Raw genomic sequence first — 18210 nt, forward strand, 5'->3', positions numbered from 1 at the left:
CCCGCCGGCTACACCCCGGCCCAAGACATCAGCGAGAGCCCCGACGGGAGCGCACCGGCTCACGGTCCGGGGCCCCCGGGCCGGGTGTCACCGGCGTCCCGCGCAGCCGTACCACCGCCCCGTACAGCACCAGACCGAGGGCGAGGCCCGCGCCGGCCCCGAAACAGGCGGTCGGAATGATGTCCAACGGCGTCTCGATCCGGCCCCAGTACGCGTACCAGCGCAGGCACCGGTGCACGATGCCCGCCAGGACGCACCCCCCGATCAGCCCGGCAGCCAGCCACCGCACCCGCCGGTCGAGCACCGGGAAGCCCGGCGGCAGCGCCGCCCCTCCGGGCGCCGCGCGCAGCCCCCGCACCGTGAACCACACCAGCAGCCCCAGGGCCAGCGCCGAACCGCCGTACTGCGCGTAGAGATAGACGGGGAAGCCGGCCACGATCTCGCCGAGGAACGGAAGCGCGCGCGTGCCCCAGCGGTCGAGGTGGGTGAAGGCGTCCCAGACCACATGGGTCGTCGCCCCCAGCACCGCGGAGAGACAGAACCACGCCGCCAGCGCCGCCGGCCGGCGCTCCCGCCAGGGGCGCCCGCGCAGGAAGGCGTACACCCGCGCCTGACGGCCGGCCGGCAGCAGGGCCACGAGGGGCTCACGCACCGTCAGCCAGAGCGCCACCAGCAGCGCGGTGATGAGGACATCGACCGTCACGATCCCCACCGGCGCGTGCGTGACGTCCCCGAAGAACATCGCGTCCGGGACCGCCGTCGCCGCGAAATAGGTCATGTCGGGAGAGAACGACCCCGCCACGAGCGCCGACGCGACCAGCGGCCCCCGTGCGGTGCCGTCTCTCCGCATCCCCGGCAGGACGGCGGCGGCATGACTGAGTGTGAACGGCATCGGAGGCCCCCCTTGTGCGGTCACGCAACAGTACGCGGGAGTGATGTTCGTCGGATCCCGGGCGGCCAAGTGGTGACGAAAGCGTGAAACCCGGTCAGGCGCCGGTGTGCCGGAGCGCGCAGTTGTCATAGGGTCGCCTGAGTCCACGCGCGGGGAGCGCGAGTGCACTCGAGGGGGAGGGAACGTACGTATGGCAGCGCAATTCGGCCGTCGGCTGCGCAGGGGGGCCACGAGCGGTGCCGTGGTGGCCGCGGCGGTCGCGGCGCTGGCCGCTTCGCAGGCTCCGGGCATGACACCGCCCCCCGCCGACAACGCGAGCGGCGACCAGTCGATCGGCGCCGGTGACTCCACCACGCCGCCGGAGGACTCGGCCACCGGCCAGTCCCCGTACTACACCGACCTTCCGCCGCTCAACACCCCCAACAAGCCCGGCACTTCCGTCGACCTGCCGATCGTCACCGGTCCCGCGGAGGCGGGCATCCCCGCGACCGTCCTCGCCGCCTACAAGCGCGCGGAGCAGTCCATACGTTCCAGCGACCCCGGCTGCCACCTGCCGTGGCAGCTGCTCGCGGGCATAGGCAAGGTCGAGTCCGGTCAGGCGCGCGGCGGCCGGGTCGACGCCAACGGCACCACCTCCTCGCCGATCCTCGGCCCGGTGCTCAACGGTGTCGGTTTCGCCAACATCTCGGACACCGACGACGGCGCGTTCGACGGCGACACGACGCACGACCGCGCGGTCGGCCCGATGCAGTTCATCCCCTCCACCTGGGCCACCTGGGGTCAGGACGCCAACGGCGACGGCCGCAAGGACCCCAACAACATCTACGACGCCGCCCAGGCCGCCGGTCTCTACCTCTGCGCCAACAACCGCGACCTCGCGGTCAAGGCCGATCTCGACCGGGCGATCCTCAGCTACAACCGCTCGACCGAGTACCTGAACACGGTGCTCTCCTGGTTCGAGTACTACAAGCGCGGCACCCACCAGGTCCCGGACGGCACGGGCGTGCTGCCGGTCGACCGCAGCGACACCTCCCGTGGCAGCACCTCGCCGGCGCGGACGAAGCCCACCAGCCCGTCGCCCTCCCCGTCGACGCCGCCGGCCAAGCCCAAGCCGAAGCCGACCAACCCCGGTACGTCGCCGACCACTCCGCCGCCCACCCCGCCCGCGTCGGTGCGCGTGGTACGCATCAAGGACGCCGGCACGGGCACGCTGGCGGCGACCGCTGGCGGCGTCTTCGCCGGACGCCCGACGGTCGCGGCCCTCGACTCGGCGGGCAAGCCCGTCGCCGGAATCAGCGTCCGCTTCGAGATCATCGGGACCACCGGCGCGAACTTCGGCGGCGTGGCCAAGAGCGTCACCCTCACCACGGGCTCCACGGGCAAGGTCGTCACGCCGCTCCTCCGGGCGGGCGAACAGCTGGGCACCTTCACCGTGCGGGCCACCGTGGTGGGCCGCAGCATGGCGCCCGTCGAGTTCCGCGCCTCCGTCACCGCCCGACAGGCCGACACCCTGGTCCGCGGCGACGCCAAGGAGCTGACGGCCACCACCGGCGAACGGTTCGCCGACCGGGTGCTGGTGAAGGCCACCCACGACGGCGCCGCCGCCTCCTCGGTCGCCCTCACTGCCACCATGGTCACCTCGGCACAGGACTCCCAGGCGGCCACGAAGGGTCCGTACTTCAAGGACGCCAACGGTGACCCGCTGCGGACGCTCACCGGTCTGAAGACCGACGAGAACGGCCTGCTCACCCTGCCGGACATCTACGCGGACGGCGAGGCGGGAACCTTCCTCCTCCGGCTGACCGCGCCCGGCGGCGGCACCCTGATCGTCGAACTCAAGGTCACCGCGCCGGCCCCCGCGCCCAGCCCGTCCCCGACGACATCGCCGGACGCCTCCCCGAATCCCACCCCCAGCTCCACCTCCTGACCCCTACGGGGGCGTCCCCCGCGCGACTTCCCTGCCGCTCCTCCGTCCAGCCGTGGACGGAGGAGCGGCATTCTGCGTTCCGAGTGCGACGTGTTCTCATCTCACGCCGCGTTGCTACGGTGTCCCCTCCCTGACGCCGCATCAGATCGAGCACCGGGAGGCCCACCATGCGCGCCCTCGTCGCCGCCATAGATCATCCAGACCCTCAAGGGCAACGGGTCATGTGAAGTCACCGCTCCCGTCTGATCCGTGCGCTGGTGTGCCGGGTCGGTGGGGCCGCCCCGGGGTCCTCCGGCCACGGATGCCGGGGGTAGCGGCCGCGCAGCTCCGCCCGCACCGACCGATAGCCCTCCCGCCAGAACGAGGCCAGATCGGTCGTGACGGCCGCCGGACGGCCGGCGGGGGAGAGGAGATGGACCAGGACCGGCGTCCCGGCGACCCGTGGCGTCTCGGCGAGCCCGAACATCTCCTGCAACTTGACCGCCAGGACCGGCTGCTCGCCGCCGTAGTCGACGCGTATCCGCGAGCCGCTGGGCACCTCGATCCGCTCCGGCGCCAGCTCGTCGAGCCTGGCCGCCTCGCCCGTCGCCCAGGGCAGCAGCCGCTGGAGCGCCTGACCGGCGTCGATCCGGCCGAGGTCGGACTGCCGCCGCGCACGGGACAGCTCCGGCTCCAGCCACTCCATCGCCCGGTCGAGCAGCACCTGCTCCGAGACGTCGGGCCACGGCTCGCCCAGGACCCGGTGGAGAAAACCGAGCCGCCGCCGCAGCTCCTCCGCCTCGCGGCCCCACCGCAGCAGCCCCAGGCCCTCACGCCGCAGCCCGTCGAGCAGCGCCTCACGGACGAGACCGGCGTCGGCCTCCTCCCGGAGCGGGCGCACCGCCAGCTCCACTGCGCCCAGGCGCGACACGGAGCGGGCGACCACGTCCCCGTCCTCCCAGCGGACCTCCTCCCCGGCGGTCAGCAGATGCCCGGCCGCGGCACGCGCCACGTCCTCGTCCACCACGGCCGCCAGCCGCACCCGCGCCGTCGCGTTCTGCGCCGTCCGGTCCGCCACGGCGACGGCCAGCCAGGGGGCCGAGCGCAGAGCGGAACCCTCCGCGAGCGAGGCACCCGTGCCCGACACCATCAGGAACCCCCCGCCCGGACGCGCCCGGGCCACCCGCTCAGGAAAGGCCAGGGCGGTCACCAGCCCGGCGGCGGCGTCGTCCCCGGCGACCGGAGCACCCGCCGCCGCGCCGGCCCCCGAGCCGCGCGGGGCGGTCCCCGCCTCGGCGATCGACCGCTCCAGGCGCCGAGCCTCCGTCCTCCATCGCGCCCCGTACCCGTCGCCGCCCCGCCGCGCCGAGCGCCAGGCCGCCGCCAGGTCGTCGCCGTACTCCCGCGGCGGCTCCTCGCCCAGCAGCGCCACCACCTCGGCCGCCCGCCGGGCGCCCACCGAGGGCGCGCCGTCGAGCAGCGCACGGGCCAATCGGGGATGCACGCCGAGCCGGGACATCCGAACCCCACGCTCCGTAGCCCCGCCGTCCTCGTCCACCGCGCCGATCGCCGTGAGTACGGAACGGGCCGCCGCCATCGCGCCGGCGGGCGGGGCGTCCAGCAGTGCGAGCCCGGCCGCGGAGGGATCGCCCCAGCAGGCCGTGCGCAGGGCGAACGAGGCCAGATCCGCGATCCTTATCTCCGGGGACGGGAACCTCGCCCGGCGCCCGTCGTCCGCCTCCGCCCAGCAGCGGTACACCGTCCCGAACGCCTCCCGCCCCGCCCGGCCCAGGCGCTGGGTGGCTCCGGCGACCGACACCGGCACCGTCGCCAGCGAGCCGAGGCCCCGCGCGTGGTCCATCCGCGGCTCCCGGGCCAGCCCCGAGTCCACCACGATCCGCACCCCCGGCACCGTCAGGCTCGACTCCGCCACGGCCGTCGCCAGGACCACCCTGCGGCTCCCGCCCGGCTCCGTCCCGCGCAGCACCGCGTCCTGCACGGAGGCCGGGGCCCGGCCGTGCAGCTGGAGGACCTCAGCGTCCACCCCGTCCAGCATTCCGGCCGTGCGCGCGATCTCTCCCGTACCGGGAAGGAAGCAGAGGACGTCTCCGTCGTGCCGCTCCAGCGCCAGCCGCACCATCGCCGCCACGTGCCGCAGCAGGGCCGGATCCACCCACGTGCCGTGCGCCGGCCGGATCCCGGCCGGCGGTGGGGCGAACAGGACACGGCAGCCGTGTCCCTCGCCCATCGCCCGCACGATCGGCGCCGGGCCCGAACCGTCCAGGACCGTGAGGAGCTCCGCCCACGCCTCCGCGTCGCTGGTCGCCGAGGCGGCGATCAGCTTCAGCTCCGGCCGCAGCGTCGCCCGTACGTCCACGAGGAACGCCATCGCCGTGTCCGCGTCCAGATGCCGCTCGTGGCACTCGTCGAGCAGCACCACGTCCACGCCGGAGAGCTCCTGGTCGCGCTGGAGGCGCTGGAGCAGGACGCCGGTCGTGACCACCTCGACCCGCGTCGCGGGTCCGGCCCGCCGCTCGCCGCGGACCGAGAAGCCGACGGCCTCGCCGACCTCCTGGCCCAGCAGCCACGCCATCCGCCGCGCCGCCGCCCGCACCGCCATCCTGCGCGGCTCGGCCACCAGCACCCGCCGCCGCGGCCCGTCCCCTATGAGCCCCGCGAGCGCCAGCGGCACCAGCGTCGTCTTGCCGGTGCCGGGAGGCGCGTACAACACGGCCGTGCCCCGCTCGTCGAGCGTGCTCAGCAGCTCGGGGACGGCATGGCGGACGGGTAGACGGTCGAGTGCGTCGTTTCGGATCACGCACTCAGTCTCGTACGTCGCCGCCACCGACGACGCCCGCTGTCCACAGGGCCGGTGCGTTCATATGACCAGCCTCGTGACCGGTCTCGTGATCGACCTGGTGACCGATCTTGTGACCGACCTCGTGACCGGTCTCGCGCGCGGCCGCCTAGTCGCGGACGCAGACGAAGATCGCCGTCCCCGGGATCAGGTTGCCCCGCAGCGGTGACCAGCCACCCCACTCCTGGTCGTTCCAGGCGGGCCACTCGGGCTCCACCAGGTCCACCAGCCGGAAACCGCCGGCCACCACGTCCCGGACCCGGTCCCCGATCGTCCGGTGGTGCTCGACGTACACCGCCCGCCCCTCCTCGTCCTGCTCGACATAGGGAGTGCGGTCGAAGTAGGACGCAGCGACCGACAGGCCCTCGGGGCCCGGCTCGTCCGGGAACGCCCAGCGGATCGGATGCGTCACCGAGAAGACCCACCGGCCACCGGGCCGCAGTACCCGGCGCACCTCACGGAAGACCCGCACCGGGTCGGCCACGAATGGCACCGCGCCGTAGGCCGAGCAGGCCAGGTCGAAGGAGCCGTCCCGGAAGGGCAGCGCTCCCGCGTCCGCCTCGACCAGCGGAACGTCATCGCCGATCCGCAGCGCGTGCTGGAGCTGGCGGTGCGAGAGGTCCAGCGCGACCGGCCTGGCGCCCTGCCGGGCGAGCCAGCGGGAGCACTGCGCCGCCCCCGCCCCGATCTCCAGGACGTCCAGGCCACTCAGCGAGCCGGCCGGACCCAGCAGTCCGGCGTCGGCCTCGTCGAGCCCTTCGGGACCCCAGACGAACCGGTCGTCCCCGAGGAACGCTCCGTGGTCGCTCTGGTACTCGTCGGCGTTCCGGTCCCACCACCCGCGACTCGCCCGGCTGCTCTCCGCGTCCCCGGCGTCACGACGGGTCGCCGCGGGCTCCAGCCCGCCCTCGTCTGCCGGTCCGTACTCTTGGTTCATCTCGCCCGTCGATGTAGTTTGCGCACAGCGCGGCTGCGCGGCCCCTGTGGCCCGGAGGCGTGGGGTGACTTGAGTTGTGCCGGTTATGCGGCGATCTGCCCCGGGTGCGCGCTTCGCGCATTGACCCTGTCCGGCCGCCCCCGTATGCTAAAGGTTGCGCTGCGGGCCTGCGCGCCTCAGACGGAGCAGGCCGCGCTCGTACCTGTTGTATGTCCCCTCGGTTTTCGAGGCGCCCCCCGTTCGCGCGGGACGGCGCTTCATTGGCTGTCCGGCTTCTTGGTGCGATACGGGCTCACGGCGTAGCAGTACCTACGACTTTCTGTCCGTAACCGGAGCCCTTTCCCACATGACGAGCAGCACCGAGACCACCGCCACCACCCCGCAGGTTGCGGTCAACGACATCGGTAACGAGGAAGCCTTCCTCGCCGCGATCGACGAGACGATCAAGTACTTCAACGACGGCGACATCGTCGACGGCGTCATCGTGAAGGTCGACCGGGACGAGGTCCTGCTCGACATCGGTTACAAGACCGAAGGTGTCATCCCGAGCCGCGAGCTCTCGATCAAGCACGATGTCGACCCGAACGAGGTCGTCAAGGTCGGCGACGAGATCGAGGCCCTGGTCCTCCAGAAGGAGGACAAGGAAGGCCGCCTGATCCTCTCGAAGAAGCGGGCCCAGTACGAGCGCGCCTGGGGCACGATCGAGAAGATCAAGGAAGAGGACGGCATCGTCACCGGTACCGTCATCGAGGTCGTCAAGGGTGGTCTCATCCTCGACATCGGCCTCCGCGGCTTCCTCCCGGCCTCCCTGGTCGAGATGCGCCGTGTTCGCGACCTCCAGCCCTACGTGGGCAAGGAGCTCGAGGCGAAGATCATCGAGCTGGACAAGAACCGCAACAACGTGGTCCTGTCCCGCCGTGCCTGGCTCGAGCAGACCCAGTCCGAGGTCCGCCAGACGTTCCTCACGACCCTCCAGAAGGGTCAGGTCCGCTCCGGCGTCGTGTCCTCGATCGTCAACTTCGGTGCCTTCGTGGACCTGGGTGGCGTCGACGGCCTCGTGCACGTCTCCGAGCTGTCCTGGAAGCACATCGACCACCCCTCCGAGGTTGTCGAGGTCGGCCAGGAGGTCACCGTCGAGGTTCTCGACGTGGACATGGACCGCGAGCGTGTCTCCCTGTCGCTGAAGGCGACGCAGGAGGACCCGTGGCAGCAGTTCGCCCGGACGCACCAGATCGGCCAGGTCGTTCCCGGCAAGGTCACCAAGCTGGTTCCGTTCGGTGCGTTCGTCCGCGTGGACGAGGGCATCGAGGGTCTGGTCCACATCTCCGAGCTGGCCGAGCGCCACGTGGAGATCCCGGAGCAGGTCGTCCAGGTCAACGACGAGATCTTCGTCAAGGTCATCGACATCGACCTCGAGCGTCGTCGCATCAGCCTCTCGCTGAAGCAGGCCAACGAGTCCTTCGGTGCCGACCCGGCCTCGGTCGAGTTCGACCCGACCCTGTACGGCATGGCCGCGTCCTACGACGACCAGGGCAACTACATCTACCCCGAGGGCTTCGACCCCGAGACCAACGACTGGCTCGAGGGCTACGAGACCCAGCGCGAGGCCTGGGAGACCCAGTACGCCGAGGCGCAGCAGCGCTTCGAGCAGCACCAGGCTCAGGTCATCAAGTCCCGCGAGGCCGACGAGGCCGCCGCTGCCGAGGGTGGCACCGCCGCTCCGGCCGGTGCCCCGGCGGGCGTCTCGGGTGGCTCCTACTCCTCGGAGTCGGACGACAACTCCGGCGCCCTGGCGTCGGACGAGGCCCTGGCCGCCCTGCGCGAGAAGCTGGCCGGCGGCCAGAGCTGACGCTCTGACCACCAGCTGACAGGCTGAAGCGACAAGGCCCGCTCCCCCCTCGGGGGAGCGGGCCTTGCGTCGTTCGGAGGACGACGGCTCAGGGCGGGACGGTTCACGGCCGGCCGCTCAGGGGGTGACGGCGATGTTCGTCAGCCCCCTTCCGCCGGTGACCGTGTTCGAGCCGTACACCGTCGTCCTGCAGCTGTCGCTCTGGTTGGTGACGTAGATCGCCAGCCGCTTGGCGCCCGACGCGCCCGTCAGATCCGACCGATTGCCACGGAAGACCGTCCCGCAGCCCCAGCCGTTTTGCTGGCTGTGGGTCTCGAAACCGTTGTCGGTGGTGTTGCGGCCGGTGTTGTTCTCCACCAGCACGTTGTTGCCCTTGACGTCCACCCAGGAGTCGTCGAAGTTGGCGCCGGTGAGACCGCGCCCGTCGAAGGTGTTCCCGACGATCCTCGCGCCGGTGGTGCCCTCCTTGATGTCGACCGCCTCCCCGCCGACGTCCGGCCCGATCGTGTTGTTCAGGATCTGCGCGTTGTCGCTCTTGTCGGAGAGGGTGTTGGCGCTCCCGACGTAGACCCCCTCGCCCATACCGCGCCCGTCGTTGCCGGTGTCGTAGATCCGCGAGTTCTTGATGACACCGTTCCTGCTGGAGTTGCGGAAATGCACGCCCTCCATGTCCAGGCCGTGCACGGTGACCCCGTCGATCACCACGCCGTTCGCCGTGTCAGTCATGATCCCCTTCTGCCCGCCGGTCACGGTGACGCCTTTGACCGTCCAGTACGAGGCGCCGTTGAGGTGCAGGCCGTAGCCGCCGCCGGCGGTGAGCACCGCGCGCGAGGAGCCGGTGAGGGTGATCCGGGCGGATGAGGTGCCCGGGGTGGTGGCCTTGAAGTTCCCGGTGTACGTCCCGTCGGCGAGGTGGATCGTGTCGCCGGGCCGGACGTTGGTGAGCGCCGTCTTGAGCTGGGCGGCGGTCGACACCTCGATGGTGGCCGCGGCGGCCGGTGTCGCGGCGAGCGGCACGGCGAGGAGGGCCGTCAACGGAAGCAGGGACAGGAGCGGCGTTCGGGGGTGCATGGGGGTGCCTTCCCGTAGAAGCGAGGGTTCTCGTACATGTACGGCGAACGACAGGCTGAACGCGGTGCTGCCCGTGACGGTAGGGAGGGCCCATGAGCATGTCAAGGTCTGGACCAGTGGGTGCGGAAGAAGGATCACCTGCGGGGAATGGCCGGCCCATCGGCGACGTTCCCCCTGAGGAACGCGAGGAGGAGCGGTAACCGTGCTTGATCCCCAGGATTTGTACGAATGGGACCAGAAGGGCCTGGCCGTGGTGGACCTGGCGCTGGCGCAGGAGTCGGCCGGGCTGGTCATGCTCTACCACTTCGACGGATACATCGACGCGGGTGAGGCCGGCGAGCAGATCGTCGACCGCCTGCTCGACACTCTGCCGCACCAGCTGGTGGCCCGCTTCGACCATGACCGGCTCGTGGACTACCGCGCCCGCCGACCGCTCCTCACCTTCCGGCGCGACCGCTGGACCGCGTACGAGACTCCCGCCATCGAGGTCCGCCTCGTGCAGGACGCGACCGGCGCGCCCTTCCTGCTGCTCTCCGGCCCCGAGCCGGACGTCGAGTGGGAGCGCTTCGCCGCGGCGATCCGCCAGATCGTCGAGCGCCTGGGGGTACGGCTCGCGGTGAACTTCCACGGCATCCCCATGGGAGTGCCGCACACCCGTCCCGTCGGGCTCACGCCGCACGGCAGCCGCACCGACCTCATGCCGGGCCACCGCAGCCCCTTCGACGAGGCGCAGGTGCCCGGCAGCGCCGAAGCGCTCGTCGAGTACCGGCTCTCGGAGTGGGGCCATGACACCCTCGGTGTCGCGGCGCACGTTCCGCACTATGTCGCCCGGGCCTCCTACCCGGACGCCGCCCTGACCGTCCTGGAGGCCATCACCGCCGCCACGGGTCTCGTCCTGCCCGGTATCGCCCACGCGCTGCGCACGGAGGCGCGGCGCACGCAGACCGAGATCGACCGCCAGATCCGTGAGGGTGACGAGGAGCTGGTGGCGCTGGTCCAGGGCCTTGAGCACCAGTACGACGCCATGGCGGGCGCCGAGACGCGGGGCAGCCTGGTCGCCGAGCCCGTCGACCTGCCGTCGGCGGACGAGCTCGGCCGTGAGTTCGAGCGCTTCCTCGCCGAGCGCGAGGGCGACGCGTAACCCCCCGAAGGCGACGCGTAACCCCCCGAGCGACGCACAACCCCCGAGGGCGTCGCGCGGGCGGGGGCCCTAAGCTGCCGCTCATGCTGAAGGTGGGCCTGACCGGCGGTATCGGCGCCGGCAAGAGTGAAGTGTCGCGGCTGCTCGTCTCGTACGGAGCCGTGCTGATCGACGCCGACAGGATCGCCCGCGAGGTCGTCGAGCCCGGCACTCCCGGGCTCGCGGCCGTCGTGGAGGCGTTCGGTGCGGACATCCTGACCGACGAGGGCACGCTCGACCGGCCGAAGCTCGGCTCGATCGTCTTCGCCGACGCCGACCGGCTGGCCACCCTCAACGCCATCGTGCACCCGCTGGTCGGTGCCCGCTCCGCCGAGCTGGAGAGCGAGGCCGGGCCGGACGACGTGGTCGTCCACGACGTGCCGTTGCTCACCGAGAACGGGCTCGCCCCGCTCTACGACCTGGTCGTGGTCGTGGACGCGTCCCCGGAGACACAGCTCGACCGGCTGGTACGGCTGCGTGGCATGGCCGAGCCGGAGGCACGCGCCCGGATGGCGGCCCAGGCCACGCGCGCGCAGCGGCGCGCCGTCGCGGATCTCGTCATCGACAACGACGGGCCGTTGGAGGCGCTCGAACCGCAGGTGAGGAAGGTCTGGACGGAGCTGACGCGCCGGGCCGCGGCGGACGACCGCCAAGCCCCCTGAGCCGGGCCCGACCGAGCCCGGCCCAAGCCGGAGCGAGTCCGGTCGGGCCGCGCCGCACCGCGAAGAGGCGTCACCGCGGTCGATCGGCCACGGCCCGCGTGGGTAGAGGATCGCGGGGGCACGGTGGTCGGATCGTCATTCCGTACGGAATACCGCTGCCGCGCCCCATGTTGAACCGCCGGAGCAAGGGGAAGGATGTCACCGTGGCCGAGAGGAACCCGGAAACCCACGTCATCGACTTTCGCGCCGCCGAGCATTTGCTCGCCGCGCGGGACCCGCGAGGTGCCGTGAAGCTGCTCGACTCGGTGATCGCCGCCCACCCCGAGAACACCGCGGCACGGCTGCTGCGCGCCCGCGCCTTCTTCGCCGCCGCCCAACTGCGACCCGCCGAGCTCGAGTTCGAACTGGTCCTCGAACGGGAGCCCGACAACGCCTTCGCCCACTTCGCGCTCGCCCGCACCTTCCAGCGCTCCGGGCGCCCCGACCAGGCCACCCGCCACTTCCGGCTCGCGGCCGCGCTCGACCCGAAGCCGGAGTACATCGAGGCGGCCCGTTTCGGCACCGAGGACTGAGGGCTCCGCCCACGGTCTTCCCGCCGACGGTCTTCCCGCCGACGGTCTTCCCGGCGACCGGACGGGTCAGCGGCGCGGGCCGCCGTGGTCCGGTTCGTACGGGGGAACGTCCCGCCCAGGCTGCCAGTGCGGGCCTTGACGGAGACGACGCACGACCATCGCCATGTCGACGAGAACGACCAGGAACAGCACCCCGCAGGCGGCGGCCCACCCCGGCCTACCGGCCAGGGCGAACGCCGTCGTACCGAAGACCGCCCAGATCAGCCCCCATATACTCAGCCAGAACCGCATGCGCAGGGGACTGCGTGCGGTCGTCGGCTCACTTCCAGTACGCATGACCGTCGCCTTTCCCGGCGAGGGGCCCGAGCGCCTACTGAAGGTGTACCCGTGAGGGGGAGATGTGAACGGACGAACAGGGTGGGAGGCGGCTGTGCGCCGCTCCCGGGTACGGGGCTGCCTGCTGGGCGGGGCCATCGGGGACGCTCTGGGCAACCCCGTCGAGTTCCTCTCCCTGGAGGCGATCCGGCGGACCCACGGCGAGTACGGGCTCGCCGACATGGTGCCGGACACGGACGGGGTGATCGGACGGGTCACCGACGACACCCAGATGACCCTTTTCACCGCGGAAGGGCTCATCCGCGCCCGCGCGCGGTCCGTCAGCGAGGGCGACGGCGCTCAGACCGCCTGCGTCCAGCAGGCGTACCGGCGCTGGCTCGACACCCAGAACCACCCCGCTCCGCCCGCCCGCGGTGGTACGGACACCGTCCGTACGGGCTGGCTGCGCACCCAGCCCTGGCTGTACGCGCGACGGGCACCGGGCAACGCGTGCCTCACCGGCGTCGCGGCCGGACATGTGCCCCCGCGCTACGGGCAGATCGGCACCGGGCCGGTCAACCCCCAGTCGAAGGGGTGCGGCACGGTCATGCGCTCGGCCCCCTTCGGGCTGATCGGTGAGACCGCCGACAGTGCCTTCGAACTGGCCGCCGCGTGCGCCCAGATCACCCATGGGCACCCCACCGCGGCCCTGGCTTCCGGTGCGTTCGCCGCGATCGTGGCGTATCTGCTCGAAGGGGAGTCGGCGGAGGGCGCCGTCCTGCGGTCGATGGAGCTGCTGCGGCGCCGACCCGGCCACGAGGAGACGACGGCCGCGCTGCGGGCGGCGGTCGACCTGGCCGGTGCCGGGCGGCCCGGACCCGAGCGGGTGGAGACCCTGGGCGCGGGCTGGGTCGCCGAGGAGACCCTGGCCATCGCCGTGTACTGCGTGCTCGTCCGCACCCACTCCGTGGCGCAGGCCCTGTTGCTCTCCGTCAACCACTCGGGAGACAGCGACTCGACCGGCGCCGTCTGCGGCAACCTCCTGGGCGCCCTGCACGGGGACGCGCAACTGCCGCTGGAGTGGCTGATGATGACGGAGGGGCGGGCCGTCATCACCGAGCTGGCCGACGATCTGTCGTTGCAGGTCGAGCACCGCGAACTCAGGCCCGGAGTGCCCGTTCACCCGTTCGAGCGGTATCCCGCCTGCTGACGCGGGAGTGGAACGGCCCCCGCTCCTCGGCACTGCCCGACGAGAGCCGGCCGACGCGGTCGTCTAGTGGACGACGCTGTAGCTGCGCCAGGGAGGGCTGCCGGGAACGATGGTGTCGCCCGACCTGGCGGGGACATAGGAGCTGTCCTCGCCCGTGCAGTCGGGCGTCGGGTACACGATGAGGTCGACCGCCGTCAGGTTCTCGATCTTCGTCGCGCCGTCCTGCGCGAGCACGTGGCAGCCCTTGACCGACGGGCTCGTCACGGTCACCTCGACCTCGTCCGGCGTCTCGTACCTGATCGTGCCCGCCGCGGTGCGGTCCAGGCCGGAGCAGCCCGCGACGGCGAGGGTCAGGAGCGCGGCCCCGGAGGCGGTGCCGAGACGCCGGTGAACGGACATGGCGGATCCTCGTCTGTCGGGCGAAGGCCGCTGAACCTGTCGCGGCCCTGTTCCTCGCCACCCTGCCGCCTGCCGGAGGGGCTGTCACCCGCTGCTGGGCCGCCCGGGCGAAGCGGTGTGAGGGCCGTTGTCAGACCCCACCCGTAAGGTCGGAGGTCCAGTCGGGATCCGTCGGAACGGGAAGGTGAGCGGTGCCGTGACCCACGCCCTGTACAGCCGCGCCGCCGTCTTCCTGCCGGCCGCCCTGCCCCGCGAGGGGCGCGTCGCCTTCTGGGCGCCGGACGGGGGCGCGCTGCCCGACGGCCCGCCCGCGGAGGAGGCGGGCGCGTCCTCGGTGGAGGAGCTGACGGTCGTGCGCCGGCACGGCGCCGGGGTGCGCGGCCGCACCGTGCGCGCGGTGGTCCTCTCCGTCGCCGACGCCCTGCCCCACCTCGTGGCGGCGCGCCACCATCCGGGCGCCCACCCGGCCTCCGCCTGCTGGGGCGCCGCCGCCCTGCACGCCCTGCATCTGACGGCGCGCGGCCGGCTGCTGCCCGGACTGACCGCCGACGACCTCGACGCCTGGCGGGCCGGGCCGCTGGACGCCGACGACATCGCCCACCTCCGGGCCGTCGCCGCCGCCATGCCGTACGAGGCGCACGCCGTGCCCGTGCCCGGCGGCGGCCCGCTCCGGCTGCCCGAGCCGGAGGCGCTGGTGCGCGCCTTCCTCGACGCGGTCGCCGACACCCTGCCCCGCACCCCCGCCGCGGCCTGCGCGGTGGGCGCGCCCTTCGCCGCCCGCGAACCGCAGCACCTGCCCCGCGCGCGTGCCTGGGCGGCCGAGGCCGCGGCCGGCATGGACGCCGGGGTCCGCGTCTCGCTCCGGCTCGACCTCGCGGGGTACGAACTCTTCGACATCGCCGACGAGGGCGGCGACGAGCGGCAGGCGGCCGCGGCCCTCCTCCAGGTCCACAGCCTCGCCGACCCCACCCTCGTCATCGACGCCGCCGCCCTGTGGGCGGGTGACGGCGACGAGCACTTCGGGCCGCGCGCCCGGATCGACGCGCTCCTCGCCCTCCGCAGGGCGGCCCGCGTATGGCCGCCGCTCGGCCGGCTCCTCGAGCGCGATGTGCCCGACGTCCTGGCGCTGACCGAGGACGAGCTGTACGAGCTGCTCGGACCCGCCGCCGCGCGGCTCGCCGACGCGGGCGTCGCCGTCCACTGGCCACGCGAACTGGCCCGCTCGCTCAGCGCCTCCGCCGTCGTCCGGCCCGCGCTCTCCGCGCCCGGCTCCGCCACCGACGGCACGGCGTTCTTCGACAGCGAGGAGCTCCTCCGCTTCAACTGGCAGCTCGCCCTCGACGGCGACCCGCTCACCGAACGCGAGATGGACACCCTCGCCGAGTCGCACCGGCCCATCGTGCGCCTGCGCGACCAGTGGGTGGTCATCGACCCCGACCTGGTCCGCAAGGCCCGCAAACGCGAGCTCGGCCTGCTGGAACCCGTCGACGCGCTCGCCGTCGCCCTCACCGGCAGCGCGGAGGTCGACGGCGAGACCGTCCGGGCCGTGCCCGTCGGGGCGCTCGCGACCCTGAGGGACCGGCTCCTCGCCGGCCCCGAGGCCGTCGAACCGCCCCCCGGCCTCGACGCCACCCTCCGCGACTACCAGCTGCGCGGCCTCGCCTGGCTGGACCTGATGACCTCGCTCGGCCTCGGCGGCTGCCTCGCCGACGACATGGGCCTCGGCAAGACCGTCACCCTCATCGCCCTGCATCTGAAGCGCGCTCGCCGCGCGCCCACCCTCGTGGTCTGTCCCGCCTCCCTGCTCGGCAACTGGCAGCGGGAGGTCCAGCGGTTCGCCCCCGGCGTCCCCGTACGCCGCTTCCACGGCCCCGACCGCACCCTGGACGGTGCCGACGGCGGCTCCGGCACCGGCGGGATCGTCCTCACCACGTACGGCACCCTGCGCACCAGCGCCTCCCAGCTGGCCGAACAGGAATGGGGGATGGTCGTCGCCGACGAGGCCCAGCACGTCAAGAACCCGTTCTCCGCGACCGCCAAGGCGCTGCGCGCCATCCCGGCACCGGCGAGGGTCGCGCTCACCGGCACCCCCGTGGAGAACAACCTCTCCGAGCTGTGGGCCCTCCTCGACTGGACCACCCCCGGGCTCCTCGGCCCCCTCAAGGCGTTCCGCTCCCGCCACGCCCGCGCTGTGGAGAACAGCGAGGAGATCGAGAACGACGAGGCGGTCGAGCGGCTCGCCCGGCTGGTCAGGCCGTTCCTGCTGCGCCGCCGCAAGTCCGACCCGGGCATCGTCCCCGAACTGCCGCCCAAGACGGAGTCCGACCACCCCGTGCCCCTCACCCGCGAACAGGCCTCGCTCTACGAGGCGGTGGTGCGGGAGACCATGGCTCACATCGAGGGCGCCGAGGGCATCGCGCGCCGCGGGCTTGTCATGAAGCTCCTGACCTCGCTCAAGCAGATCTGCAACCACCCCGCCCAGTACCTCAAGGAACAGACCGCGAAGGGCGGCGGCACGGCCCGCCTCGCGGGCCGGTCGGGCAAGCTCGCCCTGCTCGACGAACTCCTCGACACGATCCTCGCCGAGAACGGCTCCGTCCTCGTCTTCACCCAGTACGTCTCCATGGCGCGGCTCCTCGCCGACCATCTGGCCGCCCGGGCGATCCCGGCCCAACTGCTGCACGGCGGCACGCCGGTCGCCGAACGGGAGCGGATGGTGGACCGCTTCCAGGCCGGTGAGGTGCCCGTCTTCCTCCTCTCGCTGAAGGCCGCGGGCACCGGACTCAACCTGACCCGGGCCGGTCATGTCGTGCACTACGACCGCTGGTGGAACCCGGCGGTCGAGGAGCAGGCCACCGACCGCGCGTACCGCATCGGCCAGACCCAGCCCGTCCAGGTCCACCGGCTCATCGCCGAGGGCACGGTGGAGGACCGCATCGCCGACATGCTCCGCGCCAAGCAGGCCCTCGCCGACGCCGTCCTCGGCTCCGGCGAGGCGGCGCTGACCGAACTGACCGACCGCGAACTGGCGGACCTCGTATCGCTGAGGAGGCCGTCATGAGCCCCCGCCGGCCGTCCGGCGCCCGCCCCGGCCTCCCTCGCCACGACGACCGTCGCCGTACGTTCCCCCAGCTCGCGCCGCGTGAGGCGCCGGACGGGCGGTTCGCCGCCACCTGGTGGGGCAACGCCTGGGTGGAGGCACTGGAGGACACCGCGCTCGACCCGGCGCGCCTGGCCCGCGGCAAGGCGTACGCGGGACGCGGCCACGTCGACGCGATCACGGTCACCCCGGGCCGGGTCGTGGCCTACGTCCACGGCACCCGCCCCCGGCCGTACCGCACGGAGATCCGGCTCCGCACCCTCGGGGACGACGACTGGGAGCGCTTCCTCGACGAGGCGGCCGCCCGGCCGGACCACATCGCCGCCCTGCTCGACAAGGACGTCCCGCACGCCCTCGAAGCCGTCACCGGACTGCTGCCCGCGCCCGGTGACCTGATCCCCGACTGCTCCTGCCCCGACGACGGCTACCCCTGCAAGCACGCCGCCGCCCTCTGCTACCAGTCCGCGCGGCTCCTCGACGAGGACCCCTTCGTCCTCTTCCTGATGCGCGGACGCGGTGAACAGGAGCTCCTCGCCGCGCTCACCCGCCGCAACGCCGCCCGTTCCGCCGCCGAGACCGGCGCCGCCCCGCCCGTCCTGGCGTCGGTCCCGGCGCGCGCCGTCCTCGGCTCCACCGCCGACGGCGCCGCGCCCAGACCGATGGTGCCGCTGCCCCCGCCGCTTCCGGTCCCCGCCCACCCCGGCCGCCCTCCGGTCCACCCGCCCGACCCGGCCGCCCCCGACCCCCTCGCCCTCGATCTGCTCGCCTCGGAGGCCGCGGCCCGAGCGCACGCCTTCCTGACCACGGGGCACGACCCGGTCGCCGCCCTCACCCCCTGGCAGGACGCCGTCCGGCTGGCCGCCGCGCACCCCGGCTCCGGCCTCACCGCGTCGACCCGCGCGCTCTACCGCGACCTGGCGTACGCCCTCGACCGCACCCCGACGGATCTTGCGCGCGCCGTCGCCGCCTGGCGCCAGGGCGGTCTCGCCGGTCTCACGGTCCTGGAAGAGCCCTGGGACCCGCCCGCCGGCCCCTTCGACCGGGCCCGCCCGGCCCTGCTCGCCGCGGACTACCCCGCCTTCCGCCCCTGGCGCAACCGGCTGTCGACCCGCTCCCTCCAGCTCCGCCTGGGGCGGGACGGCCTCTGGTACGGATACGAGTCGGACGCCGACCGGGAGGACTGGTGGCCTCGCGGCACCCCTGACGCCGATCCCGTCGGCGCGCTCACCGATCTGCTGGGGCGGTGACAGAGAGACCGGA

General features: G+C 73.0%; 14 protein-coding genes. 8 read left to right on the forward strand and 6 right to left on the reverse strand.

Annotation, left to right across the window (positions count from 1 at the left end; all coding sequences use genetic code 11):
- Positions 1–28 precede the first annotated feature (28 nt).
- Positions 29–892: a DUF4184 family protein gene (locus ACWDX6_RS12455; protein WP_451484886.1), complete on the reverse strand. Its 864-nt coding sequence runs from the start codon at positions 890–892 to the stop codon at positions 29–31.
- A gap of 190 nt (positions 893–1082) precedes the next feature.
- Here ACWDX6_RS12455 and ACWDX6_RS12460 point away from each other — a divergent pair, with 190 nt between their 5' ends.
- On the forward strand, positions 1083–2819 hold the full coding sequence (locus tag ACWDX6_RS12460) for a lytic transglycosylase domain-containing protein (RefSeq protein ID WP_451484887.1): 1737 nt from the start codon (positions 1083–1085) through the stop codon (positions 2817–2819).
- Between the two features lie 229 nt (positions 2820–3048).
- Here ACWDX6_RS12460 and hrpB read toward each other — a convergent pair whose 3' ends face one another.
- Together hrpB and ACWDX6_RS12470 are read right to left on the reverse strand one after the other, a co-directional pair.
- On the reverse strand, positions 3049–5616 hold the full coding sequence (hrpB, locus tag ACWDX6_RS12465) for an ATP-dependent helicase HrpB (protein WP_451484888.1): 2568 nt from the start codon (positions 5614–5616) through the stop codon (positions 3049–3051).
- Between the two features lie 148 nt (positions 5617–5764).
- Positions 5765–6592 carry a class I SAM-dependent methyltransferase gene (locus ACWDX6_RS12470; RefSeq protein WP_451484889.1) on the reverse strand — a complete coding sequence of 276 codons (828 nt, stop codon included), beginning with the start codon at positions 6590–6592 and terminating at the stop codon, positions 5765–5767.
- 346 nt (positions 6593–6938) lie between these two features.
- Between ACWDX6_RS12470 and rpsA the strand changes: the two genes are divergently transcribed.
- Complete coding sequence (rpsA, locus tag ACWDX6_RS12475; RefSeq protein WP_401431883.1) at positions 6939–8441, forward strand: 30S ribosomal protein S1; 1503 nt, start codon at positions 6939–6941, stop codon at positions 8439–8441.
- 117 nt (positions 8442–8558) lie between these two features.
- Here the strand turns inward: rpsA and ACWDX6_RS12480 are convergent, their stop codons facing one another.
- Positions 8559–9512, reverse strand: coding sequence for a right-handed parallel beta-helix repeat-containing protein (locus tag ACWDX6_RS12480; protein ID WP_451484890.1), 954 nt, complete (start codon positions 9510–9512; stop codon positions 8559–8561).
- Between the two features lie 202 nt (positions 9513–9714).
- Between ACWDX6_RS12480 and ACWDX6_RS12485 the strand changes: the two genes are divergently transcribed.
- The 3 genes from ACWDX6_RS12485 to ACWDX6_RS12495 all read left to right on the forward strand — a co-directional run bounded on the left by ACWDX6_RS12485 (position 9715) and on the right by ACWDX6_RS12495 (position 11926).
- On the forward strand, positions 9715–10653 hold the full coding sequence (locus tag ACWDX6_RS12485; RefSeq protein ID WP_451484891.1) for a PAC2 family protein: 939 nt from the start codon (positions 9715–9717) through the stop codon (positions 10651–10653).
- Between the two features lie 83 nt (positions 10654–10736).
- On the forward strand, positions 10737–11354 hold the full coding sequence (gene coaE, locus ACWDX6_RS12490) for a dephospho-CoA kinase (RefSeq protein WP_451484892.1): 618 nt from the start codon (positions 10737–10739) through the stop codon (positions 11352–11354).
- A gap of 203 nt (positions 11355–11557) precedes the next feature.
- Positions 11558–11926: a tetratricopeptide repeat protein gene (locus ACWDX6_RS12495; RefSeq protein ID WP_451484893.1), complete on the forward strand. Its 369-nt coding sequence runs from the start codon at positions 11558–11560 to the stop codon at positions 11924–11926.
- Between the two features lie 66 nt (positions 11927–11992).
- Here the strand turns inward: ACWDX6_RS12495 and ACWDX6_RS12500 are convergent, their stop codons facing one another.
- Positions 11993–12262 carry a DUF6343 family protein gene (locus tag ACWDX6_RS12500; RefSeq protein WP_451484894.1) on the reverse strand — a complete coding sequence of 90 codons (270 nt, stop codon included), beginning with the start codon at positions 12260–12262 and terminating at the stop codon, positions 11993–11995.
- Between the two features lie 94 nt (positions 12263–12356).
- Here ACWDX6_RS12500 and ACWDX6_RS12505 point away from each other — a divergent pair, with 94 nt between their 5' ends.
- Entirely contained in the window at positions 12357–13451 is a 1095-nt protein-coding gene (locus ACWDX6_RS12505) for an ADP-ribosylglycohydrolase family protein (RefSeq protein WP_451484895.1), read from the forward strand.
- A gap of 63 nt (positions 13452–13514) precedes the next feature.
- On the opposite strand, the gene ACWDX6_RS12510 is transcribed toward ACWDX6_RS12505, so the two are convergent.
- Positions 13515–13850 (reverse strand): hypothetical protein, encoded by a 336-nt coding sequence (locus ACWDX6_RS12510; RefSeq protein ID WP_451484896.1) that lies wholly within the window; start codon positions 13848–13850, stop codon positions 13515–13517.
- Positions 13851–14046: 196 nt separating this feature from the next.
- Between ACWDX6_RS12510 and ACWDX6_RS12515 the strand changes: the two genes are divergently transcribed.
- Both ACWDX6_RS12515 and ACWDX6_RS12520 read left to right on the forward strand, forming a co-directional pair.
- Positions 14047–16911: a DEAD/DEAH box helicase gene (locus ACWDX6_RS12515; RefSeq protein ID WP_451484897.1), complete on the forward strand. Its 2865-nt coding sequence runs from the start codon at positions 14047–14049 to the stop codon at positions 16909–16911.
- Positions 16908–18197 carry an SWIM zinc finger family protein gene (locus ACWDX6_RS12520; RefSeq protein ID WP_451484898.1) on the forward strand — a complete coding sequence of 430 codons (1290 nt, stop codon included), beginning with the start codon at positions 16908–16910 and terminating at the stop codon, positions 18195–18197. Before ACWDX6_RS12515 ends, ACWDX6_RS12520 begins: the two co-directional genes overlap by 4 nt.
- Positions 18198–18210: the final 13 nt, after the last annotated feature.

It is taken from the genome of Streptomyces sp. NPDC003027 (assembly GCF_053591435.1).

Coding starts and splice junctions, on each gene's coding strand:
- ACWDX6_RS12455 (WP_451484886.1), bottom strand. CDS start 892: ATGCCGTTCACACTCAGTCATGCCGCCGCCGTCCTGCCGGGGATGCGG.
- ACWDX6_RS12470 (WP_451484889.1), bottom strand. CDS start 6,592: ATGAACCAAGAGTACGGACCGGCAGACGAGGGCGGGCTGGAGCCCGCG.
- ACWDX6_RS12480 (WP_451484890.1), bottom strand. CDS start 9,512: ATGCACCCCCGAACGCCGCTCCTGTCCCTGCTTCCGTTGACGGCCCTC.
- coaE (WP_451484892.1), top strand. CDS start 10,737: ATGCTGAAGGTGGGCCTGACCGGCGGTATCGGCGCCGGCAAGAGTGAA.
- ACWDX6_RS12500 (WP_451484894.1), bottom strand. CDS start 12,262: ATGCGTACTGGAAGTGAGCCGACGACCGCACGCAGTCCCCTGCGCATG.
- rpsA (WP_401431883.1), top strand. CDS start 6,939: ATGACGAGCAGCACCGAGACCACCGCCACCACCCCGCAGGTTGCGGTC.
- ACWDX6_RS12460 (WP_451484887.1), top strand. CDS start 1,083: ATGGCAGCGCAATTCGGCCGTCGGCTGCGCAGGGGGGCCACGAGCGGT.
- ACWDX6_RS12510 (WP_451484896.1), bottom strand. CDS start 13,850: ATGTCCGTTCACCGGCGTCTCGGCACCGCCTCCGGGGCCGCGCTCCTG.
- ACWDX6_RS12520 (WP_451484898.1), top strand. CDS start 16,908: ATGAGCCCCCGCCGGCCGTCCGGCGCCCGCCCCGGCCTCCCTCGCCAC.